Source organism: Sphaerisporangium sp. NPDC049003, assembly GCF_043197795.1.
Classification (GTDB): domain Bacteria; phylum Actinomycetota; class Actinomycetes; order Streptosporangiales; family Streptosporangiaceae; genus Sphaerisporangium.
Window position 1 is genome coordinate 360,612 of the sequence record NZ_JBICTU010000002.1, and the last position, 15,999, is coordinate 376,610.

Consider the following 15,999-nt stretch of genomic DNA (forward strand, 5'->3'; position numbering starts at 1 on the left):
GAGACACTCGATCATCAACAGGAGCGTGATGAGCTGGGATCCGACCGGAGCGGCACGGCTCAACCTGACGTTCGACCCTGAAGATCTCACCGGCCCGCAGCGCGACGGGGACGCCTGCGTGGTCTGTCACAAGAAATGGCCTCGACCTCGGGTCCGTGTCGGCAGACTTCCCGACGACGCCCCCGTCATGGCCTGCGAGGAGTGCGCCGAGGCGCTGCTCCCCGCGACCCCCGCGCCCAGGCACAAACCCTCGGCCAGGAGAGCCACGCTCCCCTGAGCAGGGCACCGGCAGGCGACCCACCTCATCCAGGCGGGTCGCCGCCGTGCCGGTCGACCGGGGTCACTGCTCGCGCATGCCCCAGGGCGAGCCGTACTCGTTCAGCAGGTCGAGGAACGGCACGGGGTCGAAGGCCTCGGGGCCGAGCACGCCCTCGCCCTTCCAGGCCCCGCGCGCGAGCAGTTCCAGGGCGACGACGGGATGGACCGCCGTCTGCCACACGACGGCCTGCGAGTCGTACTCGCGCATCGACCACTCGTTGTCGACCACGTGGTACAGGTAGACCTCGCGCGGCCGGCCGTCCTTGCCGGTGCCCTTGATCCACGTGCCGGCGCAGGTCTTGCCGCGCATGCGCCCGCCGAGCGTCGCCGGGTCGGGGAGGGAGGCGGCCACGACGTCGCGCGGCGAGACCTCCATGCCCTTGACCTTCACGGGGTCGGTGGAGTCGAGGCCGAGCTTGTGGAGCGTCCTGAGGACGTCGATGAACTCCTCTCCGAGGCCGTACTTGAACGTCACCCGCCGGGCGTTCACCCAGCGCGGGACCAGCAGCACCTCCTCGTGCTCGACGTTGACGCACTCCACCGGGCCGATGCCCTCGGGGAAGTCGAAGACCTCCGGCTCGCTGAACGGCTCGGTGGTGTGCCAGTCGCCGTCCTCCCAGACGACGGGCGGGTTGAGGCACTCCTCGATGGTGGTCCAGATCGAGAACGTGGGCGCGAAGGACTCCTCCCCGTCCGGGCCCTCGACCACCAGGTTCGCCCCGTCGCGGATGCCGACCTCGTCGATGGTCTCGAAGAGGTGGTCGGCCGCGTACCTGGCGAAGACGTCGGCGAGGCCGGGCTCGACCCCCATGCCGACCAGGGCGACCCGCCCCTTGGCCCGCCACTCGGGCGACATCGCGAACTGCTCGTCGCCGAGCTTGACGCCCGTCAGCTCGTACGGCCGGGAGGGGTGCGGCGTGGACAGGGACATCGCCATGTCGAGGTAGTGCGCGCCCGCGTTCAGCGCGGCGCGGAACAGGGGCATGTCGAACCGGGGGTCCACGGCGTTGAAGAGGACGTCGCAGTCGTGCTCGCGGAGTGCCGCCTCCACCGCGCCCTGGTCGGAGGCGTCGAGGCCGATGGCGCTGAACCGCACGTCACCCTGCCCGGACGCGGCCTGGAGCGTGACCTGTTTGGAGACCACGGCCTCGGCACGTGAGCGGTCATAGTCGGCGACGACGATGTGTTCGAAGAAGTCTCGGCGGGCGGCGATCGGGACCACGGCGGAACCGACGCCACCGGCGCCTACAAGCAGGATACGCATGCAGCGACCGTACCAATTGACTGGTCGACCATTCAATATGGGAGCGCCGGAAAACCGGTCTTCCTCCACGGAATCCGTTGCGAGGCCCACCTTCGCCTGGCGAGAACGATGGCCGACGACCGCCGAGGCTTCGGATCGGCGACGGGCCCTTGGCAGGCCGGTGAGGCAGAAGGGGACGCTCCTGAGCTGGGGGGGCAGCAACTGGCAGGCACCACCCAGCGGGGGACGGGTGCTCCCAGGGCATCTCACGCCCGGTTGAAGATCACCCGGCTAGCGCACGAGCTGCTGCCACCTCGTGGCCCACTCGGCGTAGTCGGTGCATTCCCCGTCCCGGCCTCCGCAGTCCCTCACCGGACGGACGGCGAAGCTGATCTTCTCGGTCCACGCCCGGTCCTTCACCCGGTAGGCGTCGCACACCCTCCTGGCCCGTTCGGCGTGGACGTACTTCTGGGAGACGTCGCCCCGGTAGCCGCACGCCGAGGGGTTGGCGGGGGCGAGGCCGGTCCACACGGCCGCCTGCTGCTGCGCCTCGGGCGAGCTGATCCAGTCGAGCCACCTGTAGGCGCAGTTCGGCGCGGCCGCCTGCGTGGAGAGCATCCAGGAGTCCACCCAGCCGGTCGTGGGTTCGCCGCCCACCGCCTTCACCGGCCGTCCGGCCCGGCGCAGGACGTCGAGCTGGTACGGCAGCGCGCGCCCGAGCCGCACGGACGCCCCGGCGAAGCCCTGCAGCGCGTCGATCGGATCCTTCCAGTACGAACGCTCGTGGCCGTGCCGCTCGCCGATGAGGGCGACCGCCGCGTCGAGCTGGGCCGGGGTGAGCTCGAACGGATCCTTGACGCCCAGGGCGGGCCGCCGCTTCTTCAGCGCGAGGGCCGCGTCGGCGATCGAGAGCGGGCTGTCCCTGAGCATGACGGGGCCACGGTTCGCGTAGAGCGCGTCCCCCCTGGCCGGGCGCGCCCTCGCGCTGTCGTAGAGGGTGACGTACGACCCCCACACGTACGGGACGCCGTACACGTGGTCGCCGCCCACGACGGAGCGCTGGGACCGCAGCCACTCGGGGAGGTCGTCGTAGTGAGGCACGAGCGAGGTGGTGAGGGGGGCGACCTTCCCTTCGGCGATCAGCCGTCCCCCCACCTCCGGAGGCGCGGACACGACGTCGTAGGAGGTCTGGGCGAGCAGCTTGTCGATCTGGTCGCTGGTCTGGGGGAAGCGGAGGTTCACCCGGCAGCCCGTCTTCTCCTCGAACGGCCCCACCCAGTCGAACGTGGGATCGCTGCCGCCGTACTCGGCGTACCCGCGCAAGGTCAGCACCGTGACCGCGCCCTCGCCCGGCCCGAGGACCCTGCCCGAGGGGGTCGGCGAGGGGGTGGGGGTCGGCGATGGAGAGGCGGCGGGCGCCTGCGACGTGGCGGCCGTGCGGGGAGCCGTCGGCACGACGGCGACCTCGGCGGGCGGGGACCCGCGCCCCGGCGTGGCACACGCGGCGAGCGCCACGAACGTCGAGACCAACGCCCCCGCGAGACCGGCCCGAGATCGCCCCAACTTCATCACGCCAGCCCCTCGCCTTCACCGTCTCCTCCGCGAGCCTATCGGCCCACGCCGGCCGGGAACCTGCCATGAGCCCATACGGCTGAAGGGGTGCGTGCCGCACGCGGCACGCACCCCTTCTGTCTATTTCACCCTTCGGACGTCAGAGGCGATCAGCCACCGCAGACGGAGTAGACGACCGGGTAGCCGTAGCTCGAACCTCCGCCGCAGGGCGATGCCGGGACCGCGGTGAGCGGAACCACGACACCGGCCGGGAGACCCACGATCGGCACAAGGCCGCCGGTCGGGGGCGCCTGGGGAGCAGGGGAACCGGTGCTCGGTCCCCCGGTCGCCTGGCCGGTCGTGGTGGGGGCGGGCGGTCCAGGAGGACCAGCGGGACCTTGCGGTCCAGCCGGACCTGCCGGGCCCTGCGGACCTGCCGGGCCTGCCGGACCTGCCGGGCCCTGCGGACCTGCCGGACCGGGAGCGCCGTCGACCCCAGGCAGACCCTGCGGACCTGCCGGACCGGGAACGCTACCGGCCCCAGGGGGACCCTGCGGACCTGCGGGACCCACCGGACCCACCGGACCAGCCGGACCCGGAGCACCATCGATCCCAGGGAGACCCTGCGGACCTGCCGGTCCTACGGGACCCGGAGCACCATCGACCCCAGGCAGACCTGCCGGGCCGGGAGCGCCGTCGACCCCAGGCAGACCCTGCGGACCTGCCGGACCCACCGGACCCGGAGCACCATCGATGCCGTCGATACCTGGAGCACCGTCGATCCCCGGTGCGCCATCGACTCCGGGCGGACCCTGCGGGCCTGCCGGGCCTGCCGGGCCCACGAAACCTATGGGACCCACGGGACCAGCCGGACCCGGAGCACCATCGACCCCGGGGGGACCCACAGGACCAGCCGGGCCGGGAGCGCCGTCAACTCCAGGCGGACCCACCGGACCCATCGGACCCACGGGACCGGGAGCACCGTCGACACCGGGAGCACCGGGAGCGCCGTCGAAGCCCGGAAGACCCTGAGGACCTGCGGGACCAACCGGACCCACCGGACCCACCGGACCGGGAGCACCGTCGACACCCGGAGCACCGGGAGCGCCGTCGAAGCCCGGAAGACCCTGAGGACCTGCGGGACCAACCGGACCAACCGGACCCACCGGACCCACCGGACCGGGAGCGCCGTCGACGCCAGGAAGACCCTGAGGACCTGCGGGACCAGAGGGACCAGCCGGGCCCGCCGGACCAGGAGCGCCGTCGACGCCAGGAAGACCCTGAGGACCTGCGGGACCAGAGGGACCAGCCGGGCCCGCCGGACCAGGAGCGCCGTTGATCCCGGGAGGACCTGCCGGTCCTACCGGTCCCACCGGGCCGGGTGGCCCCGCAGGTGCCGGCGGGACCTTACAGAGGGATTGCGGCAGGCCAAAGAATCTGCACAGCGGGATGGTGTTGGGCGCGACCGGGACGGATTGGGGCCAGGCAACCGACTGAATGGTCGTGCCCGACGGAGTCAGCGGAATCGGCGGAATCGGGCACAAGATAGGCGTACAGTAATCGAGCGCCTTGGATCGCCTTGGGGTGAATTTGCGTACATGTGCCGATGTTCTAGAAGTCGCGCCGTCCCGCGCATTTCCGGTAACTGCCTGGTTGCCTGGCCAGGCAGTTCTTGCCTCAGCACCTGCAGGAGCAGGAGAGTAAACGAGAACGGCTCCGGCGAGCACGCTGCCCGCCAGAGTCCGTTTCATAAAAGTAGCCACTCTTCATTCTCTCCCCCGGCCTCTCATGAAGTCACGCCCGGGAGAAACTCTTTGACAGGCCCGGGAGGTCTGGGCAGACCTTTTTCCCATTTGATCAACATACCTGCCCGGCGTCGTGGAGTTCTTTGCCAGGCCCCCCCGGAATGGCCGACGAAAATGCCGTATCAATACAAGTGAAGGCATGCATCGGAATTAATCGGATAAACGGCTTGTCCAGAGCCCGACACGCCGTCCGGAGGGACGAACGTAGGCGGTCAGGACGTTCCGGCGCGGAGGGCGGCCGCCGGACCATGATGGCCCCGCCCGAGAAGAGAACTCGGACGGGGCCGTCGGCGGATCGAGGCGAGCGGGCTACTTGTTGGTGGGGAATCCGAGGTTCACGCCGCCGTGGCTCGGGTCGAGCCAGCGCGAGGTGACCACCTTGCCGCGCGTGTAGAAGTGGACGCCCTCGGTGCCGTGGACGTGCGTGTCACCGAAGAGCGAGGACTTCCACCCGCCGAAGCTGTAGAACGCCATGGGCACGGGGATCGGCACGTTGATGCCCACCATGCCGACCTCCACCTCGTTCTGGAAGCGCCGGGCGGCGCCCCCGTCGTTGGTGAAGATGGCGGTGCCGTTGCCGTACTCGACGTCGTTGATGATCTGAAGGCCCTCCTCGTACGAGGAGACCCTGACCACCGACAGCACCGGGCCGAAGATCTCGTCGCGATGGACGGCCGACCCCGGCGCGACCTTGTCGATGACCGTGGGCCCGAGCCAGAAGCCCGGGGTCTCGGCGGCGGTCGCGCCGCCCTTGATCGGGGTCTCGCGCCCGTCCACGACCAGTTTGGCGCCCTCCGCGAGCGCGGTGTCGAGGTAGGAGGCCACCTTGTCGCGATGCGCCCCCGTGACCAGCGGGCCCATCTGGGAGTCGGGGTCGTCGCCCGGGCCGACTGTCAGCGTGCTCACGCGCTGGACGATCTTGTCGACCAGCTCGTCGCCGACCGGGTCGACCGCGAGCACGACCGAGATCGCCATGCACCGCTCCCCCGCCGAGCCGAAGCCCGCGTTCACCGCGGCGTCGGCGACCAGGTCGAGATCGGCGTCGGGCAGCACGAGCATGTGGTTCTTGGCCCCGCCGAGCGCCTGCACCCGCTTGCCGTGCCGGGTCCCCGTCTCGTAGACGTACCGGGCGATCGGCGTGGAGCCGACGAAGGAGACCGCGCGGACGCCGGGGTGCTCCAGCAGCCGGTCGACGGCGACCTTGTCGCCCTGGACGACGTTGAACACGCCGTCGGGCAGACCGGCCTGCTTCCACAGCGACGCCATCAGCAGCGACGCGGACGGGTCGCGCTCTGAGGGCTTCAGCACGAAGGTGTCGCCGCAGGCGATCGCGAGGGGATACATCCACATCGGCACCATGGCCGGGAAGTTGAACGGCGTGATCCCCGCGACCACCCCCAGCGGCTGCCTGATCGAGAACGAGTCGACGCTCGTCGAGACGTTCTCGGAGAAGCCGCCCTTGAGAAGGTGGGGGATGCCGCAGGCGAACTCCACGACCTCCAGCCCCCGCGCCACCTCGCCCAGCGCGTCGGAGTGCACCTTGCCGTGCTCGGCGCTGATCAGCGCGGCCAGCTCGTCGCGGTGGCCGTACATCAGCTCGCGAAACCGGAACAGCACCTGCGCCCGCTTCACCAGCGAGGCGTCCCGCCACGCCGGGAACGCGGCCGCGGCGGCGGCCACCGCCGCGTCGACGTCCTCGGGGCCGGCCAGGTCCACGTGCCCCGCGACCTCGCCGGTGGCCGGGTTGAAGATCTCGGCCCGCCGGCCCGAGCTCCCCTCCGCCTCCTCGCCGCCGATCCAGTGCGTGACCCGCTTCACTTGACCTTCTCCTCGTTGATCGTCTGAAGTGCCGTGAGGATGATGCCCAGACCCTCGCGCGCCTCGTCCTCGGTGAGCGTCAGCGGCGGGGCCATGCGGAGCACGTTGCCGTAGAGCCCGCCCTTGCCGGCCAGCAGCCCGAGCTTCTTGGTCTCCTCCATGAACCGGCCGGCCAGCTCCGGCGCGGGCGCGCCGGTCGCGGGGTCGACCAGTTCCAGGGCGAACATGAGGCCCTTGCCCCGGACGTCCCCCAGGATCGGCAGGCGGCCCCGCGCCTCGCGCAGGCCGTCGAGGAGGATCGCGCCCGTGACGGCGGCACGCGCCTGGAGGTCGTGGTCGAGCACGTAGTCGAGGGTCGCGTTGGCTGCGGCCATGGAGATCGGGTTGCCGCCGAAGGTGGCGAGGCCGATGGCGTGCGGGGCGTCCATGAGGTCACCCCGGGCCACCACGCCTCCGACCGCGAACCCGTTGCCGAGGCCCTTGGCGAAGGTCATCATGTCGGGCGTCATCCCGTGGTCCTGGATGCCGAAGAACGCCGAGCCCGTGCGGCCCCAGCCGGTCTGCACCTCGTCGGAGATGAACAGGATGCCCTCCTCGTCGAGGACCTCCTTGTAGGCGCCGAACAGCCCGTCGGGGGCCATGGTGAAGCCGCCGACCCCCTGGATGGGCTCGGCGATCAGCGCGGCCACGTCGCCTCCCACCGCGGTGGCGAGCACGTGGCGCAGGTCCTCGACGCAGGCCTTGATGTAGTCGGCGTCGGACAGGCCGCGGAACTGCGGGAGGTGCCGGTCTGCGCCGTGCAGGAAGTGCACGTTGAGCGGGGAGAGCGAATTGTTCTTCCAGCTCCGGTTGCTCGTGACCGACAGCGCGCCGAAGCTCCTGCCGTGGTAGCTCTGGCGCATGGCCAGCACCTGGTCGGACCTGCGGGCGTACGTCGCGAGCAGCAGGGCCGTCTCGTTGGCCTCTGTGCCGGAGTTGGTGAAGAAGACCTTCGCGTCCTGGATGCCCGACAGCCGCGCGATCTTCTCGGCCAGCTCCACCTGCGCGCGCAGCAGGTAGACGGTGCTGGTGTGAACGACCCCGGTGGCGAGCTGGCGCTCGACCGCCTCACGGACCTCGGGCACGTCGTACCCGATCATGTTGGTGAGGATGCCGGCGAAGAAGTCGAGGTAGGTGCGGCCCTCTGCGTCGACGACGCGGTTGCCCTTCCCCCGTACGATCTCGATCGGCTCGTCGTAATAGAGGGACAACCAGTTGGGCATGACCGCACGGTGGCGCGGAAGAAGGTCCGACATAGTCCGATTATGTCGATTTATCGGCATCGCCCCCACCTCCAAGGTGTCGGCGTACGGCGAATTCACCTTACATGCTGCCACCCCCAACCTTCTATCGTCCTGAAGCCATGTGGACATGATGTCCGGACATTTCCTAAGCGCCTGCGGGCGGCGTACGTCCACCGCCCGCAGGCGCCTGAGCTCAGACTTTCCTGCCAGGCCACGCTCCCGGTCAGGACACGGGTTCGGGCCGGCGCTCGGCCACCGGAGCCGTACGGGGGCGCAGGACCGCGAAGGCGAGCGCGGCGGAAGCGACGGCGAACGCGACGCCGACCCACGAGCCGAACGACATCGCCGACACGAACGCCTCACGGGCCGTCTTCGCGAGCCCCGGGTCCCCGAGCCGCAGCGCGGCGCCGATCGAGTCCCTCGCCACGGCCGGGGCGCTCTCAGGCATCCGCGCGGTGTAGACCCCGGCGAGCACGCTGCCGAGGATGGCCACGCTCAGCGCCATGCCGACCTGCTGGACGGTGTCGTTGAGCGCCGAGCCGACGCCCGCGTGGTCCGGCGGGACCGCCCCCATCAGCGTCGCGTAGGCCGCGGGCCCCGCGAGACCACCGCCCATGCCCATGATCAGCAGGCCGGTGATGAGCCGGCCGTACCCGTCGGACGGGCCGATGAGCGCCAGCACCATGAACCCTCCGGCCATCACGAGCATGCCCACCGCGATCAGCACCCGGTTGCTGACCCGCTGACCGAGCCCGGCGCCGACCCCGTTGAACAGCGCGGCGGCGACCGCGTACGGCAGGAGCGCGAGGCCCGCCTTCATCGGCCCGTACGCCAGCACGAACTGCAGGTACTGGGTGAGCATCAGCAGCAGCGCCCCGGTGCCGAACGACATCAGCACGATGGAGAACGACGAGCCGCTGAAGTCACGGTCGCGGAACAGCGAGAGTGGCAGCATCGGATGGTCGGTCCGCCGTTCCCAGATCACGAAGCCCCCGAGCGCCACGACGGCGACGGCGATCGCCACCAGCGCGCGGGCCGAGGTCCAGCCCTCGCGGGGCGCGTCGATGACCATGTAGACCAGCGCGGTCATGCCGACCGTGGACAGCAGGGCGCCGAGGGGGTCGGTTGGACGGGCGGGCGCGCGGGACTCGGGCATCAGCAGGACGGCGGCGAGGATGGCGACGGCGGCGATCGGCACGTTCAGCAGGAACACCGAGCCCCACCAGTAGTGCTCCAGCAGGAACCCGCCCAGGGTCGGCCCGGCGATGACCCCGACCATGGCGACCGCGCTCCAGGCGGCGAAGGCCTTGCGGCGTTCGGAGTCGTCGAAGACCGTGATCAGGATCGACAGGGTGCTCGGCATCAGGAACGACCCGCCCACCCCCATGAGCGCGCGTGCGCCGATCAGCTGCCACGGCTCCTGGGCGAGCATCGCGACCACCGAGGCTCCGCCGAACACCACAAGCCCGATGATCAGGAAGCGGCGCCGGCCGTAGCGATCGGACAGGCTCCCCGCGGTCAGCAGCAGGCCCGCGAAGACCAGGATGTAGGCGTCGATGATCCACTGGATGTCCGCCGGGCTCGCGCCCAGGTCGCGGATGAGCGAGGGGATCGCGAGGTTCAGCACCGTGTTGTCCACGACGAGCACCAGCAGGCTCAGGCACAGCACGGCGAGGATCCACCAGCGCCGGGGATTCTTCCCGGGCGCGTCTCCGTGCTCTTCTCGTACAGCGTTCGAGTTCACTCGCACAGCGTACGATGACAGTCGGACAGCGTGCGAGTGGATTAGCCTTGGGGCGAACGAAGGAGAGTCATCCTTGCCGAGCAAGACGGGGTTCACCTCGGTCTGGTCCCGCGAAGCGCCCGCCAAGCGCACACGGGAGCAACCCTCGCTGAGCCGCGAGCAGATCGTCCGGGCCGCGATGGAGCTCCTCGACACCGAAGGCATGGACGCCCTCAGCATGCGCAAGCTCGGGGCGAGGCTCGGCTCAGGAGCGACCAGCATCTACTGGCACGTGGCCAACAAGGAAGAGCTGCTGGAGCTCGTGCTCGACGAGGTCTACGGCCAGGCGCGCATCCCCGACCCCGCCGTCACCGGCTGGCGTGACGCGGCCGCGGCGTTCGCCTACGGCCTGCGCAGCGCGATCCTCGAACACCCCTGGTCAGTCACGCTCATCGGAGCCATGCCGAGCCTCGGGCCGAACGCCCTGGCCGTCGGGACGACGCTGATGAACGCCTTCGAGCTGGCCGGTTTCACCGGCATGACCCTCGAATACGCCTCGGCCTCCCTCCTCTCCTACACTCTGGGCGCCACGATGCCCGAGGTCAGCTGGCTGAACACCGTCGGCCGGTCGAGCGCGGACGCCGAGGAGTGGATGAAGGCGATCCGCCCCCAGCTGCGGGTCGCCGCCGCCGACTACCCCAAGCTGCTGGCCCGCTATGAGGACTACGAGAGAATCGACTTCAGCAGGGCCCGGCACCTGGCCTTCGACTTCGGCCTGATCTCCATCCTCGACGGCCTGGAGGCCCGCCTCCGCCAGACGTGAGCGCTCGCCTTCACGGGGGCGCGCTCGCCTCGACGTGGGCGCTCGCCCCCACCAGACGTGAGCGCTCCACTCCGCCAGGCAGAGCGCTCTTCCGCCCCGGCCGGCGAGCGGTCGGCGGTGCCGTCCAATAGCCGACAGTCTGTCAGGGAGTGTGTGGTCGGTCTTACATGGTGATCGGCTAGGCTCGGACATATGCTACCGACCCTGGCCGACGTCCTCGCACTGGACGCCGTCCGCCGAGGCAATCCGCGCGTCGTCGCGGGCGCCGACCGGCTGGACACGCGCGTGCGCTGGGTGCACGTCGGCGAGGTCAGCGACATCGCGCACCTGCTCCGCGGGGGCGAGCTCATCCTCACCACCGGCGTCGCGCTCCCCGACGAGCCGGACAAACTGGCCGACTACATCGCCGACCTGGCGGCCGTGGGCGCGTCCGGCCTGATCGTCGAACTGGGCCGCAGGTTCATCCGCGAACTGCCGCGTGCCGTCGTCGAGTCGGCGGAGACCCATGGCCTCCCCCTCGTCACACTGGCCCGCGAGACACCCTTCGTACAGATCACCGAGTCGGTGCACGCCCGCATCATCGACATCCAGCTTGAGGAGCTCCGCGCTTCCGAGCATCTCCACGAGGTGTTCACCGAGCTGTCGGTCGAGGGTGCGTCACCGGCCGAGGTGCTGACACAGGTCTCCCGCCTGTCGGCCCGCCCCGCGATCCTGGAGAACCTCGCCCACCAGGTGCTCGCCTGCGAGTCCACCGGGCGCGACACCGGCATCCTGCTCGCCAACTGGGAGGCCCGGTCACGGGCGGTCGCCCCCCGCGAGCGCACCGCCTACGACACCTCGTCCGGCTGGCTGGTCACCATGGTCGGCGCGCGCGGCCACGACTGGGGACGGCTGATCCTCATCTGCGAGTCCGCACCCGGCCCGCGCGACATAGTCCTCGCCGAGCGCGCCGCCACGACGCTCGCCCTGGGCCGGCTGCTGGAACGCCACCAGGAGAGCCTGGAACGCCAGGCCCACGGCACGATCATCACCGGCATCCTGACCCACGCGTACGCCGATCCCGAGGAGGCGGCGGCACGCGCGCGGGCGGTCGGGGTCCCGCTCACCGGCCGCAAGCTCATCAGCGTCGTGCTCCGGCTCACCGACCCGACCGAGACGGCACTGAACCTCCAGGCCCAGCTTGGCGAGCTGGCCGAGGCGACCGCCGCGGCCTGCCGTGACTCCAAGCTGCCCGCCCTCGTCGGCGCCCTCGACCAGAACCGCGTCGGGGTCCTGCTTCCCCTGCCTCCCCGCGCGCTCGCCGAGGGCGCGCTCACGACCCTGGCCGAGCGGCTGCGCACGGCCTTCGCCGCGCCGTTCGTCATCGCGGCCGGCTCCGTCGTCGAGTCCATCAGGGACGTACGCCGGAGCTTCCTCGAAGCCGAGCAGGTCGCCGAGGCCGCCGCCCGCCAGCCTGACCGGCGCCCGTTCTATCGGCTGCCCGACCTTCGGCTCCGCGGCCTGCTCCACCTCCTGCGGGACGACGCCAGGCTGCAGACCTTCGCCGAGCGCGAGCTCGGACCGCTACTCGCCCACGACGCCCATCGCGGCGGCGACCTCACCGGCATCCTGCGTACGTACCTGGAAGCGGGACGCAACAAGGCCGTGGCGGCCCAGCGCGCCCATCTGTCGCGGCCGGCCTTCTACGACCGGCTCCGCCGCCTGGAGCGCATCCTCGACACCGACCTCGACGACGTCGAGTCCTGCCTGTCCCTCCACGTCGCCCTGCTGGCGCTGGAGTCGTTCCGAAGGGAGATCCGTTGAGCCTCGGCGACGTCACGCCCCTGCGCGCACGTGACCACGGCATCGTGATAGGCACCGGCGCCCCCGGGCCGTACAACGCCATCACCGATGTCGCGGGGGTCACGGTCGGCCACACCACCCTCGTACGCGGCGAGGGCGCCCGCGTCGTGGGCGAGGGCCCGGTGCGCACCGGCGTCACGGTGGTGCTCCCGCACGGCGGGTCGGCCTTCGACGAGCCGGTGTACGCGGGCCTCCACTGGCTGAACGGCAATGGCGAGATCACCGGCATGGCCTTCCTCGACGAGTTCGGCATGCTCGCCTCGCCGATAGGGCTCACGAACACCGCCTCGGTGGGAGTGGTGCGGGACACGATCGTGGAGATCGAGGTGGCCTCCCTCGGAAGGGGCCGTCAGGCCTGGTCCCTCCCCGTGGTCGGCGAGACCTGGGACGGCACGCTGAACGACATCGACGGCCAGCACGTCAAAGCGGAGCACGTCAAGGCCGCCTACCGCGCGGCGTCCACCGGGCCGGTGGCCGAGGGCGGCGTCGGTGGCGGCACCGGCATGATCTGCCACGGCTTCAAGGGCGGCATCGGCACCGCCTCCCGCGTTCTCGGCGAGGATGAGGGTGGCTACTCCGTGGGCGTGCTCGTCCAGGCGAACCACGGGTCGCGCGAGCGCCTGACCGTCAACGGCGTTCCCGTCGGCCGCCATCTCGACGACGTGCCGAGGCCCACACCGCCGAAGTTCGAGGGCGCCGGGTCGATCATCGGCATCATCGCCACCGACGCGCCGCTGCTCCCCCACCAGTGCCGCAGGCTCGCCCAGCGCGCCGGGCTGGGCATCGCGCGTACGGGCGGCGCGGGGGAGAACTCCAGCGGGGACGGCTTCCTGTGCTTCTCCACCGCCAACCGCAACCTCCCGGCCAACACGCTCGACGCCGATCCGCCGCGCACCTTCGACGTGACCGTGCTCGCGGACGACTACATCAATCCGCTCTTCTACGCCGTGATCGAGGCGACCGAGGAGGCGATCGTCAACGCCCTGGTCGCCGGGGACACCATGACCGGCGCCGACGGCGTCACCGTCCACGGCCTCGACGGCAAACGCCTGGCCGGGCTCCTCCGTGACGGGGTCGTGCCGCTCGCTCGGTGATCGCGGCTAGCGAACCGTAACGCGGCGTTGCGCGCGACCGCAGGAGCCGGGCGGATTCGCGCCGGGCCCGCTCATTTCCGGATCCGGAAAAACGGCCGGTTACATTCTCGTAGACGTGGGCGTGTTTGCGGGCGCCTGGCGTGTCATTGCCAAGACCATGGTGCGTCAAGGAGTAGATCACCCACGGGAGCCCTTGATGCCACGTCGCCTCATCGCCGGTCTTGCCGCGCTTTCCTTCCTCGCGGCCACCGTCCCCGCGCCGGCGATCGCCGAATCGACTCAATCGGGACTGCCGTCGGAGAACTTCCCGCTCGGGCAGCCGGGTGCCGTCACCCAGGAACAGAGAGCGGTCGCGTCCGGCATCGACCTGTTCAGCGTGCTCTATGGAACGCCGACCGATGGATACACGGTGTCGGTGCTCATGAAGGGCAAGGACTACGGCTCCCAGGCCGCCGCGGAGGCGGCGGCGGAATCGGCCCTGAACGCGGGATTCGAGGCGAGTATCCAGCAGTTCACCCGCCCCGGCGTCGCCGACTATCCCGAGGGGACCAGCTACACGGTACGCATCGGGCTTTGGACCCTTGAAGAGCGCAATGAGGCCGAAAAGGTAGTTAAGAAGCTCAAAGAGGCTGATATCTCCGCGAAGGTGGACTTCCTCGGGGACGACGGGCTGCAGACCACCGGTCCCTGGGACATGCGGGTGCTCACCGTCGATCCTCGGGCGTTCACCGGTTCCTACCACTCCAGCATCGGAGCCAGCGTCGCCAAGCGCGAGACCCCCTCGTCCATGGCCAAGAAAGAAGGCGCCATAGCCGCGGTCAACGGCGGCTTCTTCAACATCCACACGGACAAGAACCTCCGGGGCGAACCCGTGGGCGTCTCGGTGGTCGACGGCCGCCTGCTCAGCGAGGCGGTCGAAGGCCGCAGCGCCCTGATTCTCAAGGGGCGCACCGCTCGTATCACCGAGGTGAAGACGACGGTTACGGCAACCTCGGCCGACGGGGAGAGGACGACCATCAACGGCGTCAACCGCGCGGCCCAGCCGGACGAGCTGGTGCTCTACACCGAGGAGTTCGGAGAGAAGACCCCCTCCGACGAGGGAGCCGAGGCCGTCCTCGACGACCAGGGTGAGGTACTGACCCTTCGCCCCGCAGGCGGCAAGGTGGCGCGCGGGACCCGCGTACTGCACGGCACCGGCATCATGTCCGACTGGATCTGGGCGCACGCCTGGGAGAAGTGGAACCTGAAGGTCACCACCAAGGTGACGGACATGCGCACCGGCAAGGGCGTCCCCCTCACCCCGGAGACCAGCATCATCGGCGGCGGGGTAGGCCTGGTCCGCGACGGCCGCGAACACATCACCGCCAAGGCCGACGGGCACGCGAACATCAACATGATCCTCCGGCGGCACCCTCGCACCATGGCCGGAGTCACCAAGTCGGGCAAGCTCATCCTCGCCACCGTCGACGGCCGCAAGCCTGGCGTCACCGTCGGAGCTTCGATGGTGGAGGCCGCACAGCTGATGCTCTGGCTGGGCGCTCGTGAGGCCATCAACCTTGACGGCGGCGGGTCGAGCGCCATGGTCGTCAAGGGCAAGGTAGTGAACCACCCCTCCGACGGCACCGAACGCGGCGTAGGCGACGCCCTCCTGATCCTCCCCTGACCCCGACACCGACCAGCCAAGCCAACTCCCCGTCCTGTTACTCGGCTCGCTCGGCACCCCATACCAACCTCACTGCCGATCCGGTGCCAGGTCGCTCGACACCCACACCAACCCGACTTCCCAGCCGCTGTGGCGTCCTGACTTTGGGCGCCGACGCGGTCGGACGCGGGGCGGCGATGCCGGCACCGGTCTACGGCGAGGAACCCGTCGAGAGTGCGACGGATGGGACAGGAATGCCCGATGGAGGACATCGACCTCGATCTAAGCCCGACGGCCCGCGGCCAGCTCATCGATGACCCCGGGAGGGAACACGCCGGGGAAGGAAGCGGGGTACCGGACAGAGCGAGGTACTAGAGGTACTAGAGGACGAGGGAAAATATCCCCTATAACGCAGGGAAGCCACCCACAATGTGGATGGCTTCCCTACCAATCAAATATTTGTCCGGCGGTGTCCTACTCTCCCACACCGTCCCCGGTGCAGTACCATCGGCGCTGGAAAGCTTAACTTCCGGGTTCGGAATGTAACCGGGTGTTTCCCTTCCGCTATGACCGCCGTAACCCCTTGAAACACACAACCAGGGTCACCCCAGCTTGTTGTTTCTGAGTTACATAGTGGACGCGAGCAAGATGCCCCCTGCCGGGGAAGAGTCATGTGACGGTAGCGCATGCACCCGGGACCCGGCGAAGAGAACCGGGGCCGCAGCACACCATCACACACCCTGACCATGCAGGGGAACATTAGCTTTGTGGTCAAGTCCTCGGCCTATTAGTACCGGTCAGCTCCACACCTCACGATGCTTCCACCTCCGGCCTATCAACCCAGTCGTCTCCTGGGA

Annotated in this window: 10 protein-coding genes and 2 rRNA genes; 5 read left to right on the plus strand and 7 right to left on the minus strand. The window is 69.9% G+C overall.

The genetic code is table 11. The features are described from left to right. The first annotated feature begins 28 nt into the window (after positions 1-28). Complete coding sequence (locus ACGFIV_RS03550) at positions 29-277, plus strand: hypothetical protein (protein WP_358560198.1); 249 nt, start codon at positions 29-31, stop codon at positions 275-277. Between the two features lie 63 nt (positions 278-340). On the opposite strand, the gene ACGFIV_RS03555 is transcribed toward ACGFIV_RS03550, so the two are convergent. From ACGFIV_RS03555 to ACGFIV_RS03575, 5 genes are all read right to left on the minus strand, one after another. After that, on the minus strand, positions 341-1,582 hold the full coding sequence (locus ACGFIV_RS03555; RefSeq protein ID WP_392831576.1) for a saccharopine dehydrogenase family protein: 1,242 nt from the start codon (positions 1,580-1,582) through the stop codon (positions 341-343). Between the two features lie 270 nt (positions 1,583-1,852). Then, on the minus strand, positions 1,853-3,130 hold the full coding sequence (locus tag ACGFIV_RS03560) for an extracellular solute-binding protein (RefSeq protein ID WP_358560202.1): 1,278 nt from the start codon (positions 3,128-3,130) through the stop codon (positions 1,853-1,855). A gap of 2,096 nt (positions 3,131-5,226) precedes the next feature. Next, positions 5,227-6,735, minus strand: a complete 1,509-nt coding sequence (locus ACGFIV_RS03565) for a CoA-acylating methylmalonate-semialdehyde dehydrogenase (protein ID WP_358559652.1) — start codon at positions 6,733-6,735, stop codon at positions 5,227-5,229. Then, positions 6,732-8,030, minus strand: a complete 1,299-nt coding sequence (locus ACGFIV_RS03570; protein ID WP_358559650.1) for an aspartate aminotransferase family protein — start codon at positions 8,028-8,030, stop codon at positions 6,732-6,734. The genes ACGFIV_RS03565 and ACGFIV_RS03570 overlap by 4 nt, the downstream gene beginning before the upstream one ends. A gap of 211 nt (positions 8,031-8,241) precedes the next feature. Further along, positions 8,242-9,762: an MFS transporter gene (locus ACGFIV_RS03575; RefSeq protein ID WP_358559648.1), complete on the minus strand. Its 1,521-nt coding sequence runs from the start codon at positions 9,760-9,762 to the stop codon at positions 8,242-8,244. A gap of 73 nt (positions 9,763-9,835) precedes the next feature. Between ACGFIV_RS03575 and ACGFIV_RS03580 the strand changes: the two genes are divergently transcribed. The 4 genes from ACGFIV_RS03580 to ACGFIV_RS03595 all read left to right on the plus strand — a co-directional run bounded on the left by ACGFIV_RS03580 (position 9,836) and on the right by ACGFIV_RS03595 (position 15,163). Continuing rightward, the gene (locus tag ACGFIV_RS03580; protein WP_392831583.1) at positions 9,836-10,564 is read left to right on the plus strand and encodes a TetR/AcrR family transcriptional regulator; all 729 of its coding nucleotides are present in this window, start codon (positions 9,836-9,838) and stop codon (positions 10,562-10,564) included. Positions 10,565-10,756: 192 nt separating this feature from the next. Then, entirely contained in the window at positions 10,757-12,367 is a 1,611-nt protein-coding gene (locus ACGFIV_RS03585; protein ID WP_358559644.1) for a PucR family transcriptional regulator ligand-binding domain-containing protein, read from the plus strand. Next, complete coding sequence (locus ACGFIV_RS03590; protein WP_358559642.1) at positions 12,364-13,500, plus strand: P1 family peptidase; 1,137 nt, start codon at positions 12,364-12,366, stop codon at positions 13,498-13,500. The genes ACGFIV_RS03585 and ACGFIV_RS03590 overlap by 4 nt, the downstream gene beginning before the upstream one ends. Before the next feature lie 196 nt (positions 13,501-13,696). Further along, complete coding sequence (locus ACGFIV_RS03595) at positions 13,697-15,163, plus strand: phosphodiester glycosidase family protein (RefSeq protein WP_392831587.1); 1,467 nt, start codon at positions 13,697-13,699, stop codon at positions 15,161-15,163. A 440-nt stretch (positions 15,164-15,603) separates the two neighbouring features. Here the strand turns inward: ACGFIV_RS03595 and rrf are convergent. Then, a 5S ribosomal RNA gene (rrf, locus tag ACGFIV_RS03600) occupies positions 15,604-15,720 on the minus strand. A gap of 189 nt (positions 15,721-15,909) precedes the next feature. Beyond that, positions 15,910-15,999, minus strand: a 23S ribosomal RNA gene (locus tag ACGFIV_RS03605); the annotation flags it as partial.

What these genes read in the sequence shown, in the direction of transcription:
- ACGFIV_RS03550 (WP_358560198.1), top strand. Translation starts at nt 29, where the DNA reads ATGAGCTGGGATCCGACCGGAGCGGCACGGCTCAACCTGACGTTCGAC.
- ACGFIV_RS03555 (WP_392831576.1), bottom strand. Translation starts at nt 1,582, where the DNA reads ATGCGTATCCTGCTTGTAGGCGCCGGTGGCGTCGGTTCCGCCGTGGTC.
- ACGFIV_RS03560 (WP_358560202.1), bottom strand. Translation starts at nt 3,130, where the DNA reads ATGAAGTTGGGGCGATCTCGGGCCGGTCTCGCGGGGGCGTTGGTCTCG.
- ACGFIV_RS03570 (WP_358559650.1), bottom strand. Translation starts at nt 8,030, where the DNA reads ATGTCGGACCTTCTTCCGCGCCACCGTGCGGTCATGCCCAACTGGTTG.
- ACGFIV_RS03585 (WP_358559644.1), top strand. Translation starts at nt 10,757, where the DNA reads ATGCTACCGACCCTGGCCGACGTCCTCGCACTGGACGCCGTCCGCCGA.
- ACGFIV_RS03595 (WP_392831587.1), top strand. Translation starts at nt 13,697, where the DNA reads ATGCCACGTCGCCTCATCGCCGGTCTTGCCGCGCTTTCCTTCCTCGCG.